The following is a 17,011-nucleotide window of genomic DNA, read 5'->3' on the forward strand; positions in this document are numbered from 1 at the left end:
ACAGACGGACTGCATGTTGCCTGCTACCCGCGCGCTAGGGCGCGGAATGTTCTTGCGCGACAGATAAAGTCCTCCGCAGGCCCGGAACGCGGATATCCTCCACGATGTCCTGGATTTCCTGCGGGGGTGGCGCCGTTATCAGTGACACGGCCATACCAACCGCCAACGACCCTAGCATGAACAGGAAGCCGATCCCTTCGGGCGATACGCCAAGGAACCAGTGCGTCGGATCCAGATCCACGAACTTGAAATAAACGATGTAGGTGAAGGTCGCGACCAATCCGAAGATCATGGATGCGATTGCACCTTCCCTGTTCATGCGCTTCCAAAAGATGCCGAGGAAGATCGTCGGAAACAGCGAGGCGGCCGCAAGGCCGAACGCGAAGGCGACAACCTGTGCGACAAAGCCGAGCTGGGACGAGAATATCCCCAGCAAGCCAGCTGCAAACACAGCGGAAGCCGCTGCGCCGCGTGCTACTCTCAGCTCTGTCTTGTCATTCATGTCCTTGAAAAGGGTCTTCCGGCAAAGGTCATGGCTGACCGCCGATGATATCACCATCAGCAGGCCCGCTGCGGTGGACAGCGCAGCGGCGAGACCACCAGCTACCATTAGACCGACCACCCAGCCAGGCAGCTGCGCGATCTGCGGATTCGCCAGCACAAAGATATCATTGCTTGGCTTCAACTCGTTTTGCAGTCCGTCAGGCGCATTCGGTCCGCGATACTGCATGATGCCATCGCCGTTCAGGTCTTCATAGGAGAGCAGTCCCGTTTTCTCCCAGTCCTTGTACCAGACTGGTACCGGCTTGCCGCCCTCTGCAACAATGGCCGCGGCTGTCGTGTCGTAATCTTCGCCATCTTCGATATAGGTCGCATCATTGACCGTATTTACGAAGTTGAGACGCGCGAACGCGCCAACGGCAGGCGCCGTCGTATACAGGAGCGCAATGAACACCAGCGCCCAACCGGCGGAATAACGCGCGGCACTTGCGCTACGCACCGTAAAGAAGCGCACGATCACATGAGGTAGGCCAGCCGTCCCGAACATAAGCGCGCCCGTAATGGCGAAGACATCCAGCTTGGACTTGCTTGTCTCGGTATATGCGCCAAAGCCCAGCCCGGTGACGACTTCGTTCAGTTTGTCGAGCATGGAAATCTCATCCCCACGCACATTGGATATGAACCCTAGCTGCGGGATCGCATTGCCTGTGATGATCAGGGAGATAAAGATCGCTGGTACGGTATAGGCAAATATCATCACCACGTATTGCGCGACCTGCGTATAGGTCACGCCCTTCATGCCGCCGAGCACGGCATAGATAAACACGATCACCATGCCGATCCCGATTCCCCACTCGAATGGCACGCCAAGGAATCCGGAAAAGGCAACGCCAACGCCCTTCATCTGGCCGGCGATATAAGTAAAAGAGATGAACAGGGTACAGACCACGGCGATGACCCGCGCCGTCGTCGAATAATACCGGTCGCCGACGAAGTCAGGCACCGTGAACTTTCCGAACTCCCGCAAGAAAGGCGCGAGCAAAAGCGCCAGGAGCACGAAGCCGCCTGTCCATCCCATCAGGTAGACCGAGCCACCATAGCCGAGGAAGGCAATCAGCCCCGCCATCGAGAGGAAGGACGCCGCAGACATCCAGTCAGCGGCCGTAGCCATGCCGTTGATGGTCGGGTGCACGTCATGCCCAGCGACATAGAAGTCCTGTGTCGACCCTGCCCGCGCCCAGATCGCGATACCGATATAGAGACCAAATGTGAGAACAACGAAGAAGTAAGTCCAGAAGTCCTGATCCATCATCTCAGCCCCTCAGACCAAACTTGCGTTCCAGGCGACCCATGGCCCAGCAGTAATAGAAAATGAGCACAACGAAGACATAGATCGCGCCGTTCTGCGCAAACCAGAAACCAAGCGGGGCGCCGCCGATCTTCACCTGGTCTAGAAAGTCACGAAACAGTATGCCCGCGCCATATGAAGCCAGGAACCAGATCGCGAGTAATGACAGGGTCAGGCGCAAAACAGCGCGCCAATAGCCCTTGCCGTCAATTTCGATCTTCTCTTGCATAGCCCGACTCCCCCGGCGTTCTGCTGAATATTGCATAGCTTTCCGAGGCTTGGAAACGCCTAAAGATCGCCCAACGTAGACAATGCGACCCCATCGCCGTTCAGTGACACCTTAACATCCTCACCGAACATGATCGTTGGCGAAGTTGCACTCTCATAAACGGGCCAATCGACCAATCCGTCATGGTTCGGGTCGCCGGTACGCGCGAAATGGATAAAGGCATCTGCGATAGTGGCGCTCAGCGCGCGCGCTTCTGCCCCCCCGCCAGACATCGTGTCACAACGATCAGTATTGAAGAAGGCAAACGGGATATCCGCGCAATGGAATGCCATCGGCCGACCATCGAGAATCGGCGTTTGCCATGTGAACTCGTACAGATAGGCGGGCGCCCTTTTGCCATCCGCCTTCCCCTTCGCTTGCCGGATGGCAGCGGCGCGAATGGGCCCGGTCGCAATGCGCGACCAGAGTTCGAAAGGCTTTGCCTGAGGGGCCGCCTTTTGGAATGCCGCAATGATCGCCTTTGCTCGGCCCGGGAAGGCACGCGCGACGCGCGCGCTCAGCTCATCTTCCGTCATGGCCATCGCGTCCGGATTGTTGATCCCGGTCACGAACTCATTCTGCGTAGTTCCGATAATCATGGGTACATCGGCTGATATCGCAGGCGCCGATTCCTTGAAGGGCCAGGCCGGAAGGACTTTCCCGTCGACAACGGGAGCAAAGCTGAGATTGTTGCGAATCTTGCGAATGTCGACAAAATCGTCAAACGGCGCGTTCTCTCGCTGCAAGACGGCATCACTCGCCCTTTGCAGCGTATTATAGGGCAATGTGTGAAGCTGTTGTACGGACGAAGCATCAAGCCCCAGCTCCTTCAGAAAAAGGTGCGTCAGGCGGCGGGAATTCTCGGTCGTATTGACCATTCCGAACGACCCGCTCATCACGGCGGCATTGTGGAACAGTCCCTTCGCGGCCGGCATGCCCATCAGCGTGGAAACCTTTGCCCCACCGCCTGACTGTCCGAAGATCATCACGCGCCCCGGATCGCCTCCAAAACTCTCAATATTGTCGCGGACCCATTGCAGGGCGGCGACAATGTCGAGCATTCCGACATTGCCAGACTCCGCATACTTGTCGCCATGCGCAGAGAGATCGAGATAACCAAGCAGATTGAGCCGGTGATTGAGCGTCACCACAATTACGTCACCGCGCCGCGACAGACTCTCGCCATCAAACGCCGGCAGGTCGTGCCCCGAACCAGCGGCAAAAGCGCCGCCATGGAGCCAGACCATGACCGGACGCTTCGCGGTCTTTTCGAGGCCGGGTGTCCAGACATTCAGGCGGAGGCAGTCTTCCGACTCAGCGCTGTCATTCCATTGAAAAATGAAGGCTTCTTCGTCATTGAAGCGGCCCATGCCTTTGTCCTGCGGACAAACCGGGCCGTACTGGCGTGAACTTCGCACGCCTGTCCAACCAACGGGCGGCTTCGGTGGAAGAAAGCGGTTCTCGCCACCTGTGGGCGCGCCATAGGGCATGCCCTTGAATCCGAAAATGCCATCGCGAGCGAACCCGGCAACTTTGCCCGATTGTGTGTTCACGATCGCAGTATCCTTTCCTGCTCTCACGGCCGGCCCCTCATCTTCCTTCGGAGGAGGCCCCTGTGCCACATCTGCGGTGGTTCCACTGCGCGTCGCGCAGGCTGTTGCCAAACCGCCAGCCAAAAGTGCAGATCCCTTGAGCACGGCACGACGCGCAATACCCTGACCGACGGCTGCCGTATCTTTCTTGTCCTTGGTCGCCATACGTCTTCTCCCTCAAGCGAGCACAGAAAATGTGCGCCGAGAAGGGAGCGATCCTCAAACAAGATCGCCCCCTCCAGCTCAGCTCAAACTGCGACGCATTATTTCGTCAGAAGCCTCAACTGGACGCCAATCGTCCGTGGCCGAGGACCAGCAAGCAACGTCGTGCCGTTTGCGGCCGTCGGCCCGCGCTCGTCTGACAGGTTGTCGCCAAACAGCCGGATCTCGTAGTTGTCACGACGGAAGCCCACGCTCGCATCGAAGAGCTCATAGTTACCAATGAGTTCCACGGAGGCGTCTTGGTTCTTCCCGGTATTGTTGAAAGTAGCTGAGGCGTTTGCGTTCAGCTCCCACTTGCCGGAAAGCGGACGGTAGTAATCGAGATCAAGCCGGGCGTTATGCGGCGGCGTGTTGAAAAGTGTTTGTCCGTTACCGGCACGTGGGTCGGCTGCCGCAAACTCAGGAACGATATTGGTGAATTCCGATTTGTTCACGTTGGCAATTGCGGCCAGGCTCAGACCTTCGACAGGCGTTTCCCACCTGACCTCAACGTCCAGGCCTTGAGTCTTGCCGTCACCCTGGTTGGCAAAGGCTGCCAACCCGATCGATGTATTGAACGCAGCCTGCAAGTCAGTGAACTTCACGTCATACACACTTGCCGCGACATTGAGGGCGCCGTTCAGAAGAGAGCCCTTCACGCCGACTTCAATATTGCGCAGCTCATCCGGACGCAGAGAGATGTCGGTCGGGACACCGTCAGCGATCACCGCATCAGCCTGGGCCTGAGATTGCAGGATCCCGCTGCGGAAGCCGGTTCCCGCATTGAAGAAGACCGTCCAGTCTTCTGTCGGGTAATAAGCAAGATTCACACGCCACGTCGTGGCGTCGAGATTAGCCTTGCTGTTGGCAGGCACACCGTTGGAGACGGATTCAGACGTCCGCGTGTCCTGATAATACCGAAGCCCGACCAGTGGCACGAGCTTGCCACCAAACAGGTCATAGCTGATTTCCGAGAACACCGAGCTGTTCTCTGTTTTTGTGAGGGTGGTGCCATCAAGTGAAAGTGACGGGAAGTCGAGGTTGAATATGTAGAGCCCCTCGGCCTTCTGATAATAGAGCCCGCCGACCCAGTGGAAGGGACCATCGCCGTTCGTGGCGAGGCGAAATTCGTTCACAAAGCTGTCGGAATTGCCACCATTTTTCAGAACGCCCGTGCCAAGCGGTGGGCCCAAGCCAAGACCGGTGCTGAAGCCACCCGGCAGGGATTCCTGATAGCTGGTCGCGTTTGTCAGCGTGAAATTGCTAAAATCATAGTTGATCGTGTTGGAGTAGAATCGCGCTTTGCGCTTGTCATAGCCATTCACATCGCCCTGGTTTGCCGCATATGGCGGATCAACAGACGCGAAGACAGACAAGAAGTCTTGGTCCGTCGAGAATTCCCAGGCGCGAAGTCGCACAGAAAGGTCATCGGTCGGTTGCCAGAGCAGCACGGCCTGGAGGTTCTTGGCCGTGATATCGTTTGCATCGGTTAGACGTGGTTTGCCCACTGGACCATCCGAATACACATCCACATAACCGGCCTGATAATCATAGCCGCCGCTGAGGCGCAGACCCAGTTTATCCTTGATCAAAGGAACGGAAACGGCCGCCGAAATCCTGTAGTTCGGATCGCTTGCATCCGCCGTCGACGACAGGGCCGCTTCGCCTTCTGTAGTGAACTCGCTCATGTCGGGATTCTTGGTGCGATAGATGATCGCGCCGCCCATTGAACCTTGCCCGTAAAGCGTGCCCTGCGGCCCGCGCAGCACCTCGACGCGCTCAATATCAAAGTACTGAAGCGGCGGAGCAGTCTGGTTATTTGGCACGCCAAAAGGCGTATCATCCAGGTAATAGCCTACCATGCCATCACCGACAGGACCGCCAGCTCCCGTTCCACGGAATGCGAAGATACGATAGCCAGCGCCAATCTGCTGCACCTGCGATGCCCCAGGAATCAACTCGATCAGGTCTGCGCCTTCACGGATGTTCCTGTTCGTCAGTGATTCACCGCTGAACGCCTGAATGGCAAACGGCACGTCTTCCAGTGCCTGCGCGCCGGTCTTGGTGGCAGTCACGACGATTGTGGCCTCGCGGCGCACACTATCGTCCGCTGTTGCGGGTGCTTCATCCTGCGCAAAGGCTGGAGTGACAGCAATGACGGCCATAGCCGATAGCACAAGCGCACTGCTGGCGGACTTCAAGCCTCCAATTGCTGTGGATTTACGGAAAATATCTTTTGTCGATGCCGAATAATCTCGGCAAGCATAATCAGTGCGCATGGCCTGCTCCTCTCCCTGTCGCTCGATTTTTTATCCAATCGATTGTATAATTCTCTATCACCGCGCTTGAAGCATCGCAATCCACTCAATCAAAAATTTGGAGACTGTTGCTGTTCGAACAAAATCGGTCGCATACATCGCGCTTGAACCGATTGCATCACTATAATACAATCGATTGTCCGCATCGATCATACCGGTGTTGTTAGCCATATAAACACTTGATGACGAACATTGCGTATTCGGTATCGTCATGCCCATCTCAAAACAAAATACGCATTGAAGGGAATTCGAAGTGAAAAACTATCCGCTTGTCCGCTTGCCAAATGCCCTGGTTCTTTCAGTCGCCCTTGCCGCACTACACTTCACTGCAAACGCTCAACCGGAGCCGGCAGACGCACCGCCGCCGTGCCAGACAGAAGATCCGACCGTGACAACTTTCATGGCGGGCGTCGTTCATGACCTTCTCGATCCGGCGAGCAACTTTACCCACCAGTCGATTATGGGCGCGCCGGAACTGGCCACGCTACAGGAGGGCGAGAAGTATCGCCAGAAAAACGACTGGGCCTACGTCTGCAAATATAAGGCGGCCAACGCGGCTCTTTCCGACGGACCAGCGCCGAGAGCCGTATTCATGGGCGACTCGATTACCGAATTCTGGACCGTCGGAGATGCCGACCTCTTTACCGACGGCGTGATTGGCCGCGGGATTAGTGGCCAGACGAGCACACAGATGGTCGCCCGCTTTTGGCAGGACGTGGTCGCCCTTCATCCCACAGCGGTCCATATAATGGCCGGCACGAATGATCTTGCCGAAAACACGGGTTTTGTGCGCGACGAGGACTACAAAGCGAACATTCGCGCCATGGCCGCCATGGCGCAAAGCCAGGACATTGTCGTTATCCTCGCCAGTATCCCGCCTGCGAAGTCCTTTGGCTGGCGCGCGGACATCCAGCCTGTAGAGCGCATCGCCTCGCTCAATGAGTGGCTCAAGGACTATGCCGAAGAGATCGGCGCCGTCTATGTGGACTATTACGCCAATCTGGTTGGCGACGAGGGCGAGATGAAGGGCGACTATACACATGACGGCGTGCACCCCCAACGTCTTGGGTACGCTGCGATGCACGACGATGCCGTCGTCGCGATTCAAAAAGCCGTCGATAAGGCCGGAAACTAGCGCCTGCCCCTGACCACCGATCCGCAGCGCCGACCGATTTCAAAGGATGTCCCTCATGCTCAGTACCCCTATTTGCGCCGCAGTCAGATATACGCTGCTCGCAACGGGTATTCTTGTTGCTGCCGCCTGCACGACCATACAGGACACGCAACAGCCAGCGACCGCCCGCCCCAATTGGGTCGCCACCTGGACAAGCAGCCCCTCGACGCCAATCCCGCCCGAGATCCTGCCCCCGGGCGTCACCACGCCGCAACTTGAGGGAAACCTCCGCTATCTCATGCGTGTCAGCGCGGGAGGCAACTCGGTACGCATCGCGTTGTCCGGTGGCCCGAGCGTGCCAAAGCTTGCCATTGACGGCGCCACCATCGCGCTGACTGACGCCACGGGCATCATGCCCGAAACGATGCAAAAGCTTTCATTCAACGATCAAGTCGGTGTCTCGCTGCTTTCCGGCGGAACGGTCTGGAGTGACCCAGTGGCACTGCCTGTCGCCTCGGGCAATGTACTCGCAGTCAGCGTCCACCTGGTGGGTCCCGTTAGCCCGCCCCAGGCTGACAAGCAGCTGGTCGTCAGCATGCTGCCAGGCGATGACAGAACAGCCGAGATAGTTCTCGAAGGCGCCGAGACCATTGTGGCGCGCCCCCTCGTAACGGCCATACTTGTCGACAATCCGAGCGTGAACCGCGTTATCGTTGCTTTTGGCGATTCCATTACCGACGGCAATGGCAGCGCAGATCCGCTGACGCGCGGTTGGCCAGACTACCTCGCAGCACGTTTCCGGGCGGAAGGCTTGCAAAATATTGCGATTGCCAACCAGGGAATTGGCGGCAACCGTCTGCTCGAAGAAGGCGTACTTGGAGAAAGCGCGCTCACGCGATTCGATCGCGATGCACTGTCAGTTCCCGGCGTAACCCACATCATCCTGATGGAGGGCATCAATGACATCGGCCTCAGCGGGCTCACCCTGAATGGTATGTCCGACTCATACCGAACCCTCGGCACACACGACATCATTGCAGCGTACTCACAACTGATCAGCAGAGCGCACGCGCGCGGCGTCACAATTATCGGCGCCACACTCACGCCTGATCTGGGCTCCCCCCTTCCCGGCTACGCCACGGAAGGAAAGGAAGTGATCAGGCAGGAAGTCAACGACTGGATCCGTAACAGCGCCGCTTTCGACGCCGTCATCGACTTCGACGCAATCGTGCGCGACCCGGATAACGAAGGCCGTCTGGCGAGAGCATATAATTCAGGCGACTCAATCCACCCCTCGGACGCTGGCTACCGCGCCATGGCAGACGCCATCGACCTAGATCTCTTCCGGTAAAACAACGTACCGTCTGAACGTCCGACCCTACCCTCCCGATATAGGGGGGCGAGTTCCAGCCGAGCAGCACCGACGTGCCCGAGCCTGCAAAAAAGCACACTAAAGGCTGCTGGGCAGAAGGCCGCGAGCGCACTGACCGTGATCATATGGCCGCCCACGCTACATCCGATTCGTCGGCCGCGACGCCACGCTTCCTTGCATCGCGGGAAATGCCCCGTATGGTTTTACAATATTCTTGTATTTCTCGGAGTGGTCGATAAGAGATACCCGGCGTGGGCAGGCGCGACTTTGGAGCAAAATCAATGAACAAGCGCGTAACCATGAGCGAGCTGGCGAAGCAGGCCCAGGTTGATATTTCGACAGTATCACGCGCGCTGGCTGACAGCCCTCTCGTGAAACAAAAGACCAAAGACCACATTATGAAACTAGCCGATGAGCTCGGTTATGTGGTCAATGCCTCAGCACAAAGCCTGCGGCGTCAGTCCAGCAATATGCTCGGAATCGTTATCCCGATTGATGCCAAATCCGAGCAGACAATTTCGGATCCGTTCTACCTCGAAATGGTGGGCGCCGTGTCCAACGCCGCCGCGCGCGCAGGCTATGATCTTGTTATCAGCCTTCCACAATCTGAAAGCCAAATTGCCGAGCGCCGCCTCCTCCAGACGGGCCGTGCCGATGGCCTTATCGTGATCGGACAGGCCGGCCGTTCGGATCGACTGAACGAAGCCAGCGACCTTCGCAAGAATGTCGTCGTCTGGGGCGGCCGATTTGCACACAACCGCTACACCTTTGTCGGGAGCGACAACGAAAAAGGTGGTCGTCTGGCCGCTGAGCACCTCTTCTCCGTCGGCCGACGCCGCATCCTTTTTCTCGGCGACGTTTCGCTTCCGGAAGTTCAACTGCGCTATGACGGCTTTGCCGCAGTCCACACCAAAGCCCGCAGGTCCCATGACAAGCGCCTTATCCTTCCCGTCAACTTTGGCGGTAGGAAAGCCTACAAAGCTGTGATCGAATTTGCGAAGTCAGGCGTCGAATTCGATGCGATTTTCGCAGCATCGGATGTTCTGGCCATGGCCGCCATCCACGCTCTTCATTCGGTCAAGTTGAGTGTGCCGAACGACGTCAGCGTCGTGGGCTATGACAATATCGGCCAGTCCGCACTATCAACGCCAGCGCTGACCACAATTAATCAGAACATTGCGCAAGGCGGAGAGCTCTTGGTCTCCCTCCTCCTGAAAAAGATAAACGGAGAGCGCGTCAGGTCACGCCTTACGAATACTGAACTGGTCGTCCGTCAGTCCAGCGTTCCAAATAGGTAAGGCATCGCCCACCCTGGCTAAAACCCGTCAGCCATGCTTCTTCCCAATAGTGTCGCCAGCCGCTCCTGCTCTGGGAGCACCACAGTCTTGACCGGCGCAAATGTCAGCTGCAGTGAGGAATCCGCCATTTCAGTATAGGGAGCGATCAGCCTGAGCTGACCGGCGGCAAAGTCGGCGTCCATTACGCTGGCGCCAAACAGATGCTCGATATCCGGTACGACACTCGTCGTCCCGCGATATGCGATCCACGGACCGCGAAGCTTGTCGCTGACATACAAGCGCTGATCTTTAACAATTTCATCATCAGGCTGATCTTCGGAGATACGATTGCAGGCAGATATAATGAGCCAGCATTTCTGGTTGCTGTCGTCGAAATAGACCTTCGGCACCTCGGCTTGCGTAAACGCATCCCCATCAGGCAACAGCATCGGCGGAAATAGCTCGTCAACGACGAAGCCACCGCCCTCATTCCGGCGCAGGCTCGCATGTGCCACAGCAGGTTGCAAGGCCCCCGCCTTGGCGGCCCAGAGCGCATGAATGCTGCCTTCATGTCTGAAAAGGAAAGGGTCACGCCAAGCCAGGATGGGACCGCCGGATTCACCGCAATTTGCACCGAGCATTTCGCGTTCACCGAGGAAGTAACCGGCCGCACGAATGGAGTCGTAATCCCGCAAAGGATCGGACACAGCTGCCAGTGGCAAGCGGGACACGTCGCCCGGATCGGCGCCTTCTGCGATGCAAATTGTCTGGAGAAACCGCCGGTCCTTCGACACACTTGGCAAGCCCGTATAAGCGAACAGAAATGTGCCATCGCTGTCTATGTGGGTAGACCCGCTCCATACATTATCGCTCAGGGTCGCATTTGGCTCCGACGTGGATTGCACGACAGCACCCCGGTCACGCCATGATTCACCTGCATCTTCGCTTTCAAAATGCCGGATATGGAATTTGAAATCGTTTCTCTGGGCTGGAGATGTTGGACGCCCCTCTGAATCCTTTCGGGCAAAAGCCAGACAATACAGGTGGTACCTGCCCTCAGACTTGCACGTCCACGAATCCCACAGCCACAGCTCGGGGTGCGCGATACCGTGTGTAAAGCGCGTTGACGATGCCTCGGGGACATTCACAATTACTTTCGATCTCATACGATCCTTCGTCCCCGGACTGGTACGCGTCCTATCAGGCATTGGCGTTTCGATTGTTTGTTTATCGCATTATACAATCGATTGCTATATTCATTCGTCGCGTCTGACACGATGCGCAATGGCTTGGCTTATTGCGAAGAGCGCGTCACGACGGCTGGCTAAAAAGCGCGCCGGAAGGCCGCCATCTTTGCAGCATCGAAACGCTTCGAAACGGCCGCTTCGGCTCCCACACGATCAAACCCGTGGAAGGCTCCCGGAACCACCAGCAACTCGGTCGGGACACCAGAATCGATGAGGCGGTTCGCATACTGGATGTCCTCCGATACGAACAAGTCGAGTGCACCGACGCTGATAAATGCGGGCGGCAGTCCGGTTAGATCGGCAATGCGCGCCGGCACACCGGCTGCCGGAACACTCGCGCTTCCAGCCTCCTGTCCCAGGAATGACGTCCAGCCATAGCCGTTGGACTTAGCATCCCAACCAATCGCACCAATGAAGGGTGGTACGGAACGCGTGCTGCCCGTCCGGTCGTCAAGCATCGGATATATCAGCGCCTGAAGAACAATAGGCACTTCACCACGATCACGCGCTGCAATCGCGAGCAAGGCCGCATGCGTTCCGCCGGCGCTTTCACCCAGCAGGGCAATACGCGACCTGTCCACGCCGATCGCGTCGGCATTTCTGTAGAGCCAGAGCAGCCCCGCATAATTGTCCTCTACCGACCCGGTATATTTAGTTTCGGGCGCAAGACGGTATTCAACCGTTACGACCACACAATCGAGCTCGCGTGCCATCGCCTGAAGGTAAGGCACATCCCCTTTCGCAGACCCGAGAATGTGACCACCACCGTGTGTATGAAGGATGGCAGGACGCGCCGCCTCGCCCCCGCCATTTACCACGTAAACGGTCACATCCGGCATGCCAGATGCGCCAGGAACCTGCCGCCCGACCACCGGCACATCGGGCAAGAAAGGTCGCACAAAAGAAGCGCCACGCTCACGCGATGCTTGCAGGGTCGCGTCCGAAAACCCGCCGCCCTTGGACGACATCTCCAGAATTCTTCCTGCGGCTTCGCGCAGCTCCGGGTCGACCATACTCAGATCATTGCTGGCGATCGCTTCGGGCGCCGAGGCGCACGCTCCGATCGAGCCAGCCGCAAGCGTGCCAAGCAAGGTAATGCCGCCCAGCATGGCGAACTGTCGTCTGTTGAAATCAACCATCCTCTACGTCTCCTCTATATTTTTTCTGTATTTGCGCATCACGCTGCGCTTTCTGGCTTGGTATTTTTCCGGTCGAGCCAGTCACAATAGAGCCCCAGCCACTGCCTCACCGGCAGGTGCGGTGCCCCGAGGCCAAATCCGTGACCACCCTCTTCAAACAGATGTAGCTCTACTGGACGACCAGCAGCCTGCATGGCCCTGATCATGACAAGACTGTTCTCCGATGGAACGTCAGCATCATCGAGTGCATGCACAAAAAACCCGGGCGGTGAATTTGCCGAAACATGTCCTGCAGGCGAGTGCAGCGCGACCCTGCTCTCCGAAGGATTGTCGCCAAGAAGGCTTTGCGTCGACAACGCGTTCCCGATCCGCTTCTCATGCGAAATCACAGGGTAAATAAGCCCCATCGAGCTTAGAGACGGCGTATCTGTCGCCCCATCCCCCGGCCGCGTGGCAAGTGACGCAGCGAGATGCCCGCCAGCGGAAAAGCCGATGACATGCACTTGAGTCACGTCCGTCCCAAGCGTCGCCGACATCTCGCCAATAAGGACCAAAGCGCACCGCGCATCTTGAAGTGCCACCTCAGACGGCTGCCCCCACCCTTCAGATGGTAAACGGTGGACAAGCACAAAAACAGTATAGCCTTCGGCGGTCATTGACCGGGCAATATCAACGCCCTCATTGGCAATGGACACAAACTTATAGGCCCCGCCGGGAATAACCAGAAGGCTCCGGCCGTTAGCGCGTTCCGGACGGAAAAGACGCATATAAGGCTGCGCGATATTCCGTAGCTGGGTTTGCGGCCAGCCAGAAGGAAGCGCCTGCGCAGCGAATGCGCAGCCTGGCACGCCGTCAGGCCACAGCAAAATTTTCTCCCCCTTGGCCCAAGTCTCAAGCGCCAGCCGCTCAGCAGAATCTGTCATTGGCTCACCAAGCTCTGCAAGGCCAACTTGGCGCCGCCCAGCAATCCGGCATTGTCGCCAAGCCCAGGCAGAACAATCAGCTGCGCGACAGCATCTATCGGCATGTCGAGATAGCCGTTCAGCATGGCGGCATACTGTTCGCGAATGTGATCAATCAGCCCGGGCGCAAGCAACAAGCCACCGCCCAGAACGATCTTTTCAGGCCTCAGTGTCAGGGTCAGCGAGATGCACGCCTGCGCAAGATAGCAGGCCACGATTTCCCAGCCGGGATGATCCGGCGCCATCAGTTCGGGCGGACCAAACCGCGCCTCCACCGCAGGCGCGCTCGTCAGCCCCTCCAAGCAGTCGCCATGGAAGCTGCAGGACCCTCCGTAGATATCATCCCGATGCCGCGTCACACGGATATGGCCGAATTCCGGATGGCTCGGCCGGCCAAGAAAGTCGCCATTGGCGAATATTCCCGAGCCTATTCCCGTTCCAACGGTCACGTAAACGGCGCTCTTCGCGCCGCGCGCCGCGCCCCAGGCCATTTCGGCCCCCAGCGCGCCGTTCACATCTGTATCGACACTAACAGGCAGCCCCGTCCTGTCGGCCAGCTCATTCCTGACATTGAATCCGCTCCAGCCAGCCTTTGGCGTATTCAGGATGGAGCCATAGTTAGCAGACTGAGGATCAATATCGAGTGGACCAAAACAGGCAATCCCAATACCCTCGGGCGGCTGGCCGGCCTTGGCACAGCGCACAAAGAAATCAGAACAGGCGTCCATCGTGTCTTCAGGCCTTGCCGTGACAAAGCGTTCAGACCTCAGTATTTCGCCTTCGGCCGTGGAGATACAGCATTTGAATGTGGTTCCGCCGCCATCCACGCCGCCGACCAAAAGACCATTTTGTTTAGACATTTGCGCACTCCCGAGCTTAAAATTCCCACGGTCGGCGCAAAAAAGCAATCGATTGTTGTATGACGCAAACATGCCTCGTATAAGCAAGTCTGATCCTGATGATCTCATAAAAATTTCAGGGCTGGGAGGCCAAAATGGTTCAGTCTACAGGCACCGCGCCCGCACATGAGCGGGTCACACCCCGGCCGCACGTAAGCGTCCTGCGCATACTGGAAATGAACCTCGGCTTCCTCGGCCTGCAGTTCAGCTTCGGTCTGCAGCAAGGCAACATGAGCCCGATCTATTCCTATCTCGGGGCAAATGAAGCAGCGCTTCCCATTCTGACGCTAGCCGGCCCGATGACAGGCCTGATTGTTCAGCCCATCATCGGCGCATTGAGCGACAAGACCAAATCGCGATGGGGTCGACGCACCCCGTATTTCATCTTCGGCGCCATTCTGTGCTCGCTAGGCCTGTTCTTCATGCCGCTCAGCTCATCGATCCTCATGGCGGCCAGCCTGCTATGGATCCTCGATGCCGGCAACAATATAACAATGGAACCTTACAGGGCTTATGTCAGCGACCGGCTTGAACCCGAGCAGCGACAACTCGGCTTCCTGACACAAAGTGCGTTCACTGGGCTGGCACAGATGCTGGCCTTCCTGTCCCCGTCCTTCATGGTCTACGTGCTTGGCATGAACATGAACGCCATCGACAGCCACAACATTCCATATGTTACACGCTATGCCTTTATGATCGGCGCATTTCTCTCACTCACAACGATCCTTTGGTCCATTCTCCGCGTTCCGGAACTGCCCCTGACGCCTCAGGAAGAGGCCGCCATTGATGCCAAGCCGAAAGGCTTCCTCCCGGTCTTCGCGGAGATCTGGCAGGCGATCATCGAAATGCCAATTGCGATGCGCAAACTTGCTCTGATGAGCCTGTTCCAGTGGTATGCCATGGCCGCTTACTGGGCCTATGTCGTCTACTCGATCGGGCATTCGGTTTACGGTACGTCTGATGCTGTTTCGGATGGTTTCCGCTCAGCGGTTCTTGCGAATGGCGAAATGGCAGCCTTCTATAACGGGCTGGGCTTCGTTCTGGCCTTCGCCATGGTCCCGCTCGCAAAAAGGCTTGGCGCACATCGCATTCACGCCCTCTGTCTCATCCTGGCGGGCATCGGCATGTTTAGTCTGCCCTTCGCTTTGGAGAAGTGGATGCTGTTCATTCCGGCCATCGGCATAGGCATCGGCTGGGCGTCCATCATGGGCAATCCCTACATCATCCTCTCGAATGCCATCCCGCCAGATCGTACGGGCGTCTACATGGGCATCTTCAACATGATGATCGTGATCCCGATGCTGCTGCTCGCGGCCACCCTGCCCTTCTACTACGAACCGCTGCTGGGCGGTGACGCGCGCAATGTACTGCGCCTTTGCGGCGTCTGCATGTTCTGCGCTGCCGCTGCCGTCTGGTGGGTCAAAACCGAAGTCGCTACCGCTGACGGCGCCGCGATGGCAGCAGACCAATGAAGCTCGACAATCTCACAATGACGCCAGGAAGAAGAGAAATGGATATACAGCCAAACTCCCAACGAAAACCCGGACGTCTCGCAGTCGCCTGCGCGATGGCCCTTTCTGTTTTCGCCATTGCGGCCTGCGCCAGCGCGCCAGCACCGGAGACCACACCGCCTACCGCCGCTAAAGTCGTCGTTAAGCCGGATGGCACAGTGCTGGTACCGGCCATGTCCGTGCCGGTGTCTGACTATCTCAGCCCCGAGGGCAAGGCATACCTAACCGACCACCTGACCGCGATGCAAAATCCGGAAATGATCAAGGAAGTCGAAGAAATCGGCGCCCCCATGTTTCTGAAAACCTACATGGACCGGCAGGCAGAGCTCTATCCCTTTAGCAAGACCGACACCAGTATGGGCGGTGTTCACGTTTATGATTACACCCCCGTTGGTGGCGTCTCCGATGCGCAAAAAGACCGCGTATTGATCGATCTACATGGCGGCGGCTTCATAACCTGCTGGCCTGCTTGCGCGGAACTTGAGTCCGTTCCGCTGGCGTCGCTTGGTGGCTTCCGTGTCGTTGCCGTGGACTATCGCCAGGCGCCCGAATACAAGTTTCCGGCCGCCAGCGAAGATGTCGCCAAGGTTTATACCGAGCTTTTGAAAACCTATGCGCCAGAAAATATCGGCATCTACGGGTGCTCCGCCGGTGGCATGCTGACCGGCATGTCCATGGCTTGGTTCCAGGCCCATGACCTGCCTATGCCCGGCGCCATCGGCATCTATTGCGCCGGCGCCGCTCCACCCGTGAAAGGCTTTGGTGGTGATGCCAACTATACTGCCACAGCCATCGGTGAAGGACGCTTCATGGCTCCGCCGACAGAGGAGCCCGCCTCCGACAAACCGGCACGCTCACTCATGCCCTATCTGTCAGAAGCCGACCCCTATGATCCGCTTGTTGCTCCGACAGAGTCCGATGAAATCCTTTCCCGCTTCCCGCCGACCCAAATCATTACAGGCACGCGCGGGTTCGAAATGAGCGCAGCTGTCTACACGCACAGCCGTCTTGTGAAGCTCGGCGTCGAAACCGACCTCCATGTCTGGGAAGGCATGTTTCACGGCTTCTTCTACAATCCGGACGTCCCGGAATCTCGCGACGCCTACAAGGTCATGATCGACTTCTTCAACAGCCATCTTGGCAGATAAGACGATCCATCTGGGATGATCCGGCTCATAGTACATGACCGGACCAGACGGAGGTCTAATTCGGATACCCCACCACCGAAGAAGACTTCCTCCTCTAAGCCTCGGGGCGCCGCG

Annotated in this window: 14 protein-coding genes; 5 read left to right on the plus strand and 9 right to left on the minus strand. The window is 57.6% G+C overall.

Annotation, left to right across the window (positions count from 1 at the left end; genetic code table 11):
- Positions 1–34: 34 nt before the first annotated feature.
- From V7651_RS14200 to V7651_RS14220, 5 genes are all read right to left on the minus strand, one after another.
- Entirely contained in the window at positions 35–1,810 is a 1,776-nt protein-coding gene (locus V7651_RS14200; protein WP_418887251.1) for a sodium:solute symporter family protein, read from the minus strand.
- A 4-nt stretch (positions 1,811–1,814) separates the two neighbouring features.
- A complete protein-coding gene (locus tag V7651_RS14205; RefSeq protein WP_035541302.1) occupies positions 1,815–2,078 on the minus strand; it encodes a DUF4212 domain-containing protein in 264 nt (87 codons plus the stop codon).
- 59 nt (positions 2,079–2,137) lie between these two features.
- Entirely contained in the window at positions 2,138–3,874 is a 1,737-nt protein-coding gene (locus V7651_RS14210) for a carboxylesterase/lipase family protein (RefSeq protein WP_335613527.1), read from the minus strand.
- Between the two features lie 98 nt (positions 3,875–3,972).
- Entirely contained in the window at positions 3,973–6,075 is a 2,103-nt protein-coding gene (locus V7651_RS14215) for a TonB-dependent receptor (protein WP_335613528.1), read from the minus strand.
- Between the two features lie 171 nt (positions 6,076–6,246).
- Positions 6,247–6,441, minus strand: coding sequence for a hypothetical protein (locus tag V7651_RS14220; protein WP_335613529.1), 195 nt, complete (start codon positions 6,439–6,441; stop codon positions 6,247–6,249).
- A gap of 175 nt (positions 6,442–6,616) precedes the next feature.
- Here V7651_RS14220 and V7651_RS14225 point away from each other — a divergent pair, with 175 nt between their 5' ends.
- The 3 genes from V7651_RS14225 (at position 6,617) to V7651_RS14235 (ending at position 10,012) form a co-directional block, all read left to right on the plus strand.
- Positions 6,617–7,363, plus strand: a complete 747-nt coding sequence (locus V7651_RS14225; RefSeq protein WP_335613530.1) for a GDSL-type esterase/lipase family protein — start codon at positions 6,617–6,619, stop codon at positions 7,361–7,363.
- A gap of 55 nt (positions 7,364–7,418) precedes the next feature.
- Positions 7,419–8,693 carry an SGNH/GDSL hydrolase family protein gene (locus tag V7651_RS14230; protein WP_335613531.1) on the plus strand — a complete coding sequence of 425 codons (1,275 nt, stop codon included), beginning with the start codon at positions 7,419–7,421 and terminating at the stop codon, positions 8,691–8,693.
- A 320-nt stretch (positions 8,694–9,013) separates the two neighbouring features.
- The gene (locus V7651_RS14235) at positions 9,014–10,012 is read left to right on the plus strand and encodes a LacI family DNA-binding transcriptional regulator (RefSeq protein ID WP_335613532.1); all 999 of its coding nucleotides are present in this window, start codon (positions 9,014–9,016) and stop codon (positions 10,010–10,012) included.
- 17 nt (positions 10,013–10,029) lie between these two features.
- Here V7651_RS14235 and V7651_RS14240 read toward each other — a convergent pair whose 3' ends face one another.
- From V7651_RS14240 to V7651_RS14255, 4 genes are all read right to left on the minus strand, one after another.
- Complete coding sequence (locus V7651_RS14240; RefSeq protein ID WP_335613533.1) at positions 10,030–11,157, minus strand: glycoside hydrolase family protein; 1,128 nt, start codon at positions 11,155–11,157, stop codon at positions 10,030–10,032.
- A 158-nt stretch (positions 11,158–11,315) separates the two neighbouring features.
- The gene (locus V7651_RS14245) at positions 11,316–12,377 is read right to left on the minus strand and encodes an alpha/beta hydrolase (RefSeq protein ID WP_335613534.1); all 1,062 of its coding nucleotides are present in this window, start codon (positions 12,375–12,377) and stop codon (positions 11,316–11,318) included.
- Positions 12,378–12,415: 38 nt separating this feature from the next.
- Positions 12,416–13,300: an alpha/beta hydrolase gene (locus tag V7651_RS14250; RefSeq protein ID WP_335613535.1), complete on the minus strand. Its 885-nt coding sequence runs from the start codon at positions 13,298–13,300 to the stop codon at positions 12,416–12,418.
- Positions 13,297–14,199: an ROK family protein gene (locus V7651_RS14255; RefSeq protein WP_335613536.1), complete on the minus strand. Its 903-nt coding sequence runs from the start codon at positions 14,197–14,199 to the stop codon at positions 13,297–13,299. Before V7651_RS14255 ends, V7651_RS14250 begins: the two co-directional genes overlap by 4 nt.
- 134 nt (positions 14,200–14,333) lie before the next feature.
- Here V7651_RS14255 and V7651_RS14260 point away from each other — a divergent pair, with 134 nt between their 5' ends.
- Positions 14,334–15,710 (plus strand): MFS transporter, encoded by a 1,377-nt coding sequence (locus V7651_RS14260; protein ID WP_335613537.1) that lies wholly within the window; start codon positions 14,334–14,336, stop codon positions 15,708–15,710.
- Positions 15,711–15,748: 38 nt separating this feature from the next.
- A complete protein-coding gene (locus V7651_RS14265) occupies positions 15,749–16,897 on the plus strand; it encodes an alpha/beta hydrolase fold domain-containing protein (protein WP_335613538.1) in 1,149 nt (382 codons plus the stop codon).
- Positions 16,898–17,011 lie beyond the last annotated feature (114 nt).

This window comes from Hyphomonas oceanitis, from assembly GCF_036964545.1.
GTDB classification, from domain to species: domain Bacteria; phylum Pseudomonadota; class Alphaproteobacteria; order Caulobacterales; family Hyphomonadaceae; genus Hyphomonas; species Hyphomonas oceanitis.

Excerpts from the sequence above, each read along its gene's own strand:
- V7651_RS14200 (WP_418887251.1), bottom strand. The coding sequence starts at position 1,810 with ATGGATCAGGACTTCTGGACTTACTTCTTCGTTGTTCTCACATTTGGT.
- V7651_RS14205 (WP_035541302.1), bottom strand. The coding sequence starts at position 2,078 with ATGCAAGAGAAGATCGAAATTGACGGCAAGGGCTATTGGCGCGCTGTT.
- V7651_RS14210 (WP_335613527.1), bottom strand. The coding sequence starts at position 3,874 with ATGGCGACCAAGGACAAGAAAGATACGGCAGCCGTCGGTCAGGGTATT.
- V7651_RS14215 (WP_335613528.1), bottom strand. The coding sequence starts at position 6,075 with ATGGCCGTCATTGCTGTCACTCCAGCCTTTGCGCAGGATGAAGCACCC.
- V7651_RS14220 (WP_335613529.1), bottom strand. The coding sequence starts at position 6,441 with ATGACGATACCGAATACGCAATGTTCGTCATCAAGTGTTTATATGGCT.
- V7651_RS14230 (WP_335613531.1), top strand. The coding sequence starts at position 7,419 with ATGCTCAGTACCCCTATTTGCGCCGCAGTCAGATATACGCTGCTCGCA.
- V7651_RS14235 (WP_335613532.1), top strand. The coding sequence starts at position 9,014 with ATGAGCGAGCTGGCGAAGCAGGCCCAGGTTGATATTTCGACAGTATCA.
- V7651_RS14240 (WP_335613533.1), bottom strand. The coding sequence starts at position 11,157 with ATGAGATCGAAAGTAATTGTGAATGTCCCCGAGGCATCGTCAACGCGC.
- V7651_RS14245 (WP_335613534.1), bottom strand. The coding sequence starts at position 12,377 with ATGGTTGATTTCAACAGACGACAGTTCGCCATGCTGGGCGGCATTACC.
- V7651_RS14250 (WP_335613535.1), bottom strand. The coding sequence starts at position 13,300 with ATGACAGATTCTGCTGAGCGGCTGGCGCTTGAGACTTGGGCCAAGGGG.
- V7651_RS14255 (WP_335613536.1), bottom strand. The coding sequence starts at position 14,199 with ATGTCTAAACAAAATGGTCTTTTGGTCGGCGGCGTGGATGGCGGCGGA.
- V7651_RS14260 (WP_335613537.1), top strand. The coding sequence starts at position 14,334 with ATGGTTCAGTCTACAGGCACCGCGCCCGCACATGAGCGGGTCACACCC.
- V7651_RS14265 (WP_335613538.1), top strand. The coding sequence starts at position 15,749 with ATGGATATACAGCCAAACTCCCAACGAAAACCCGGACGTCTCGCAGTC.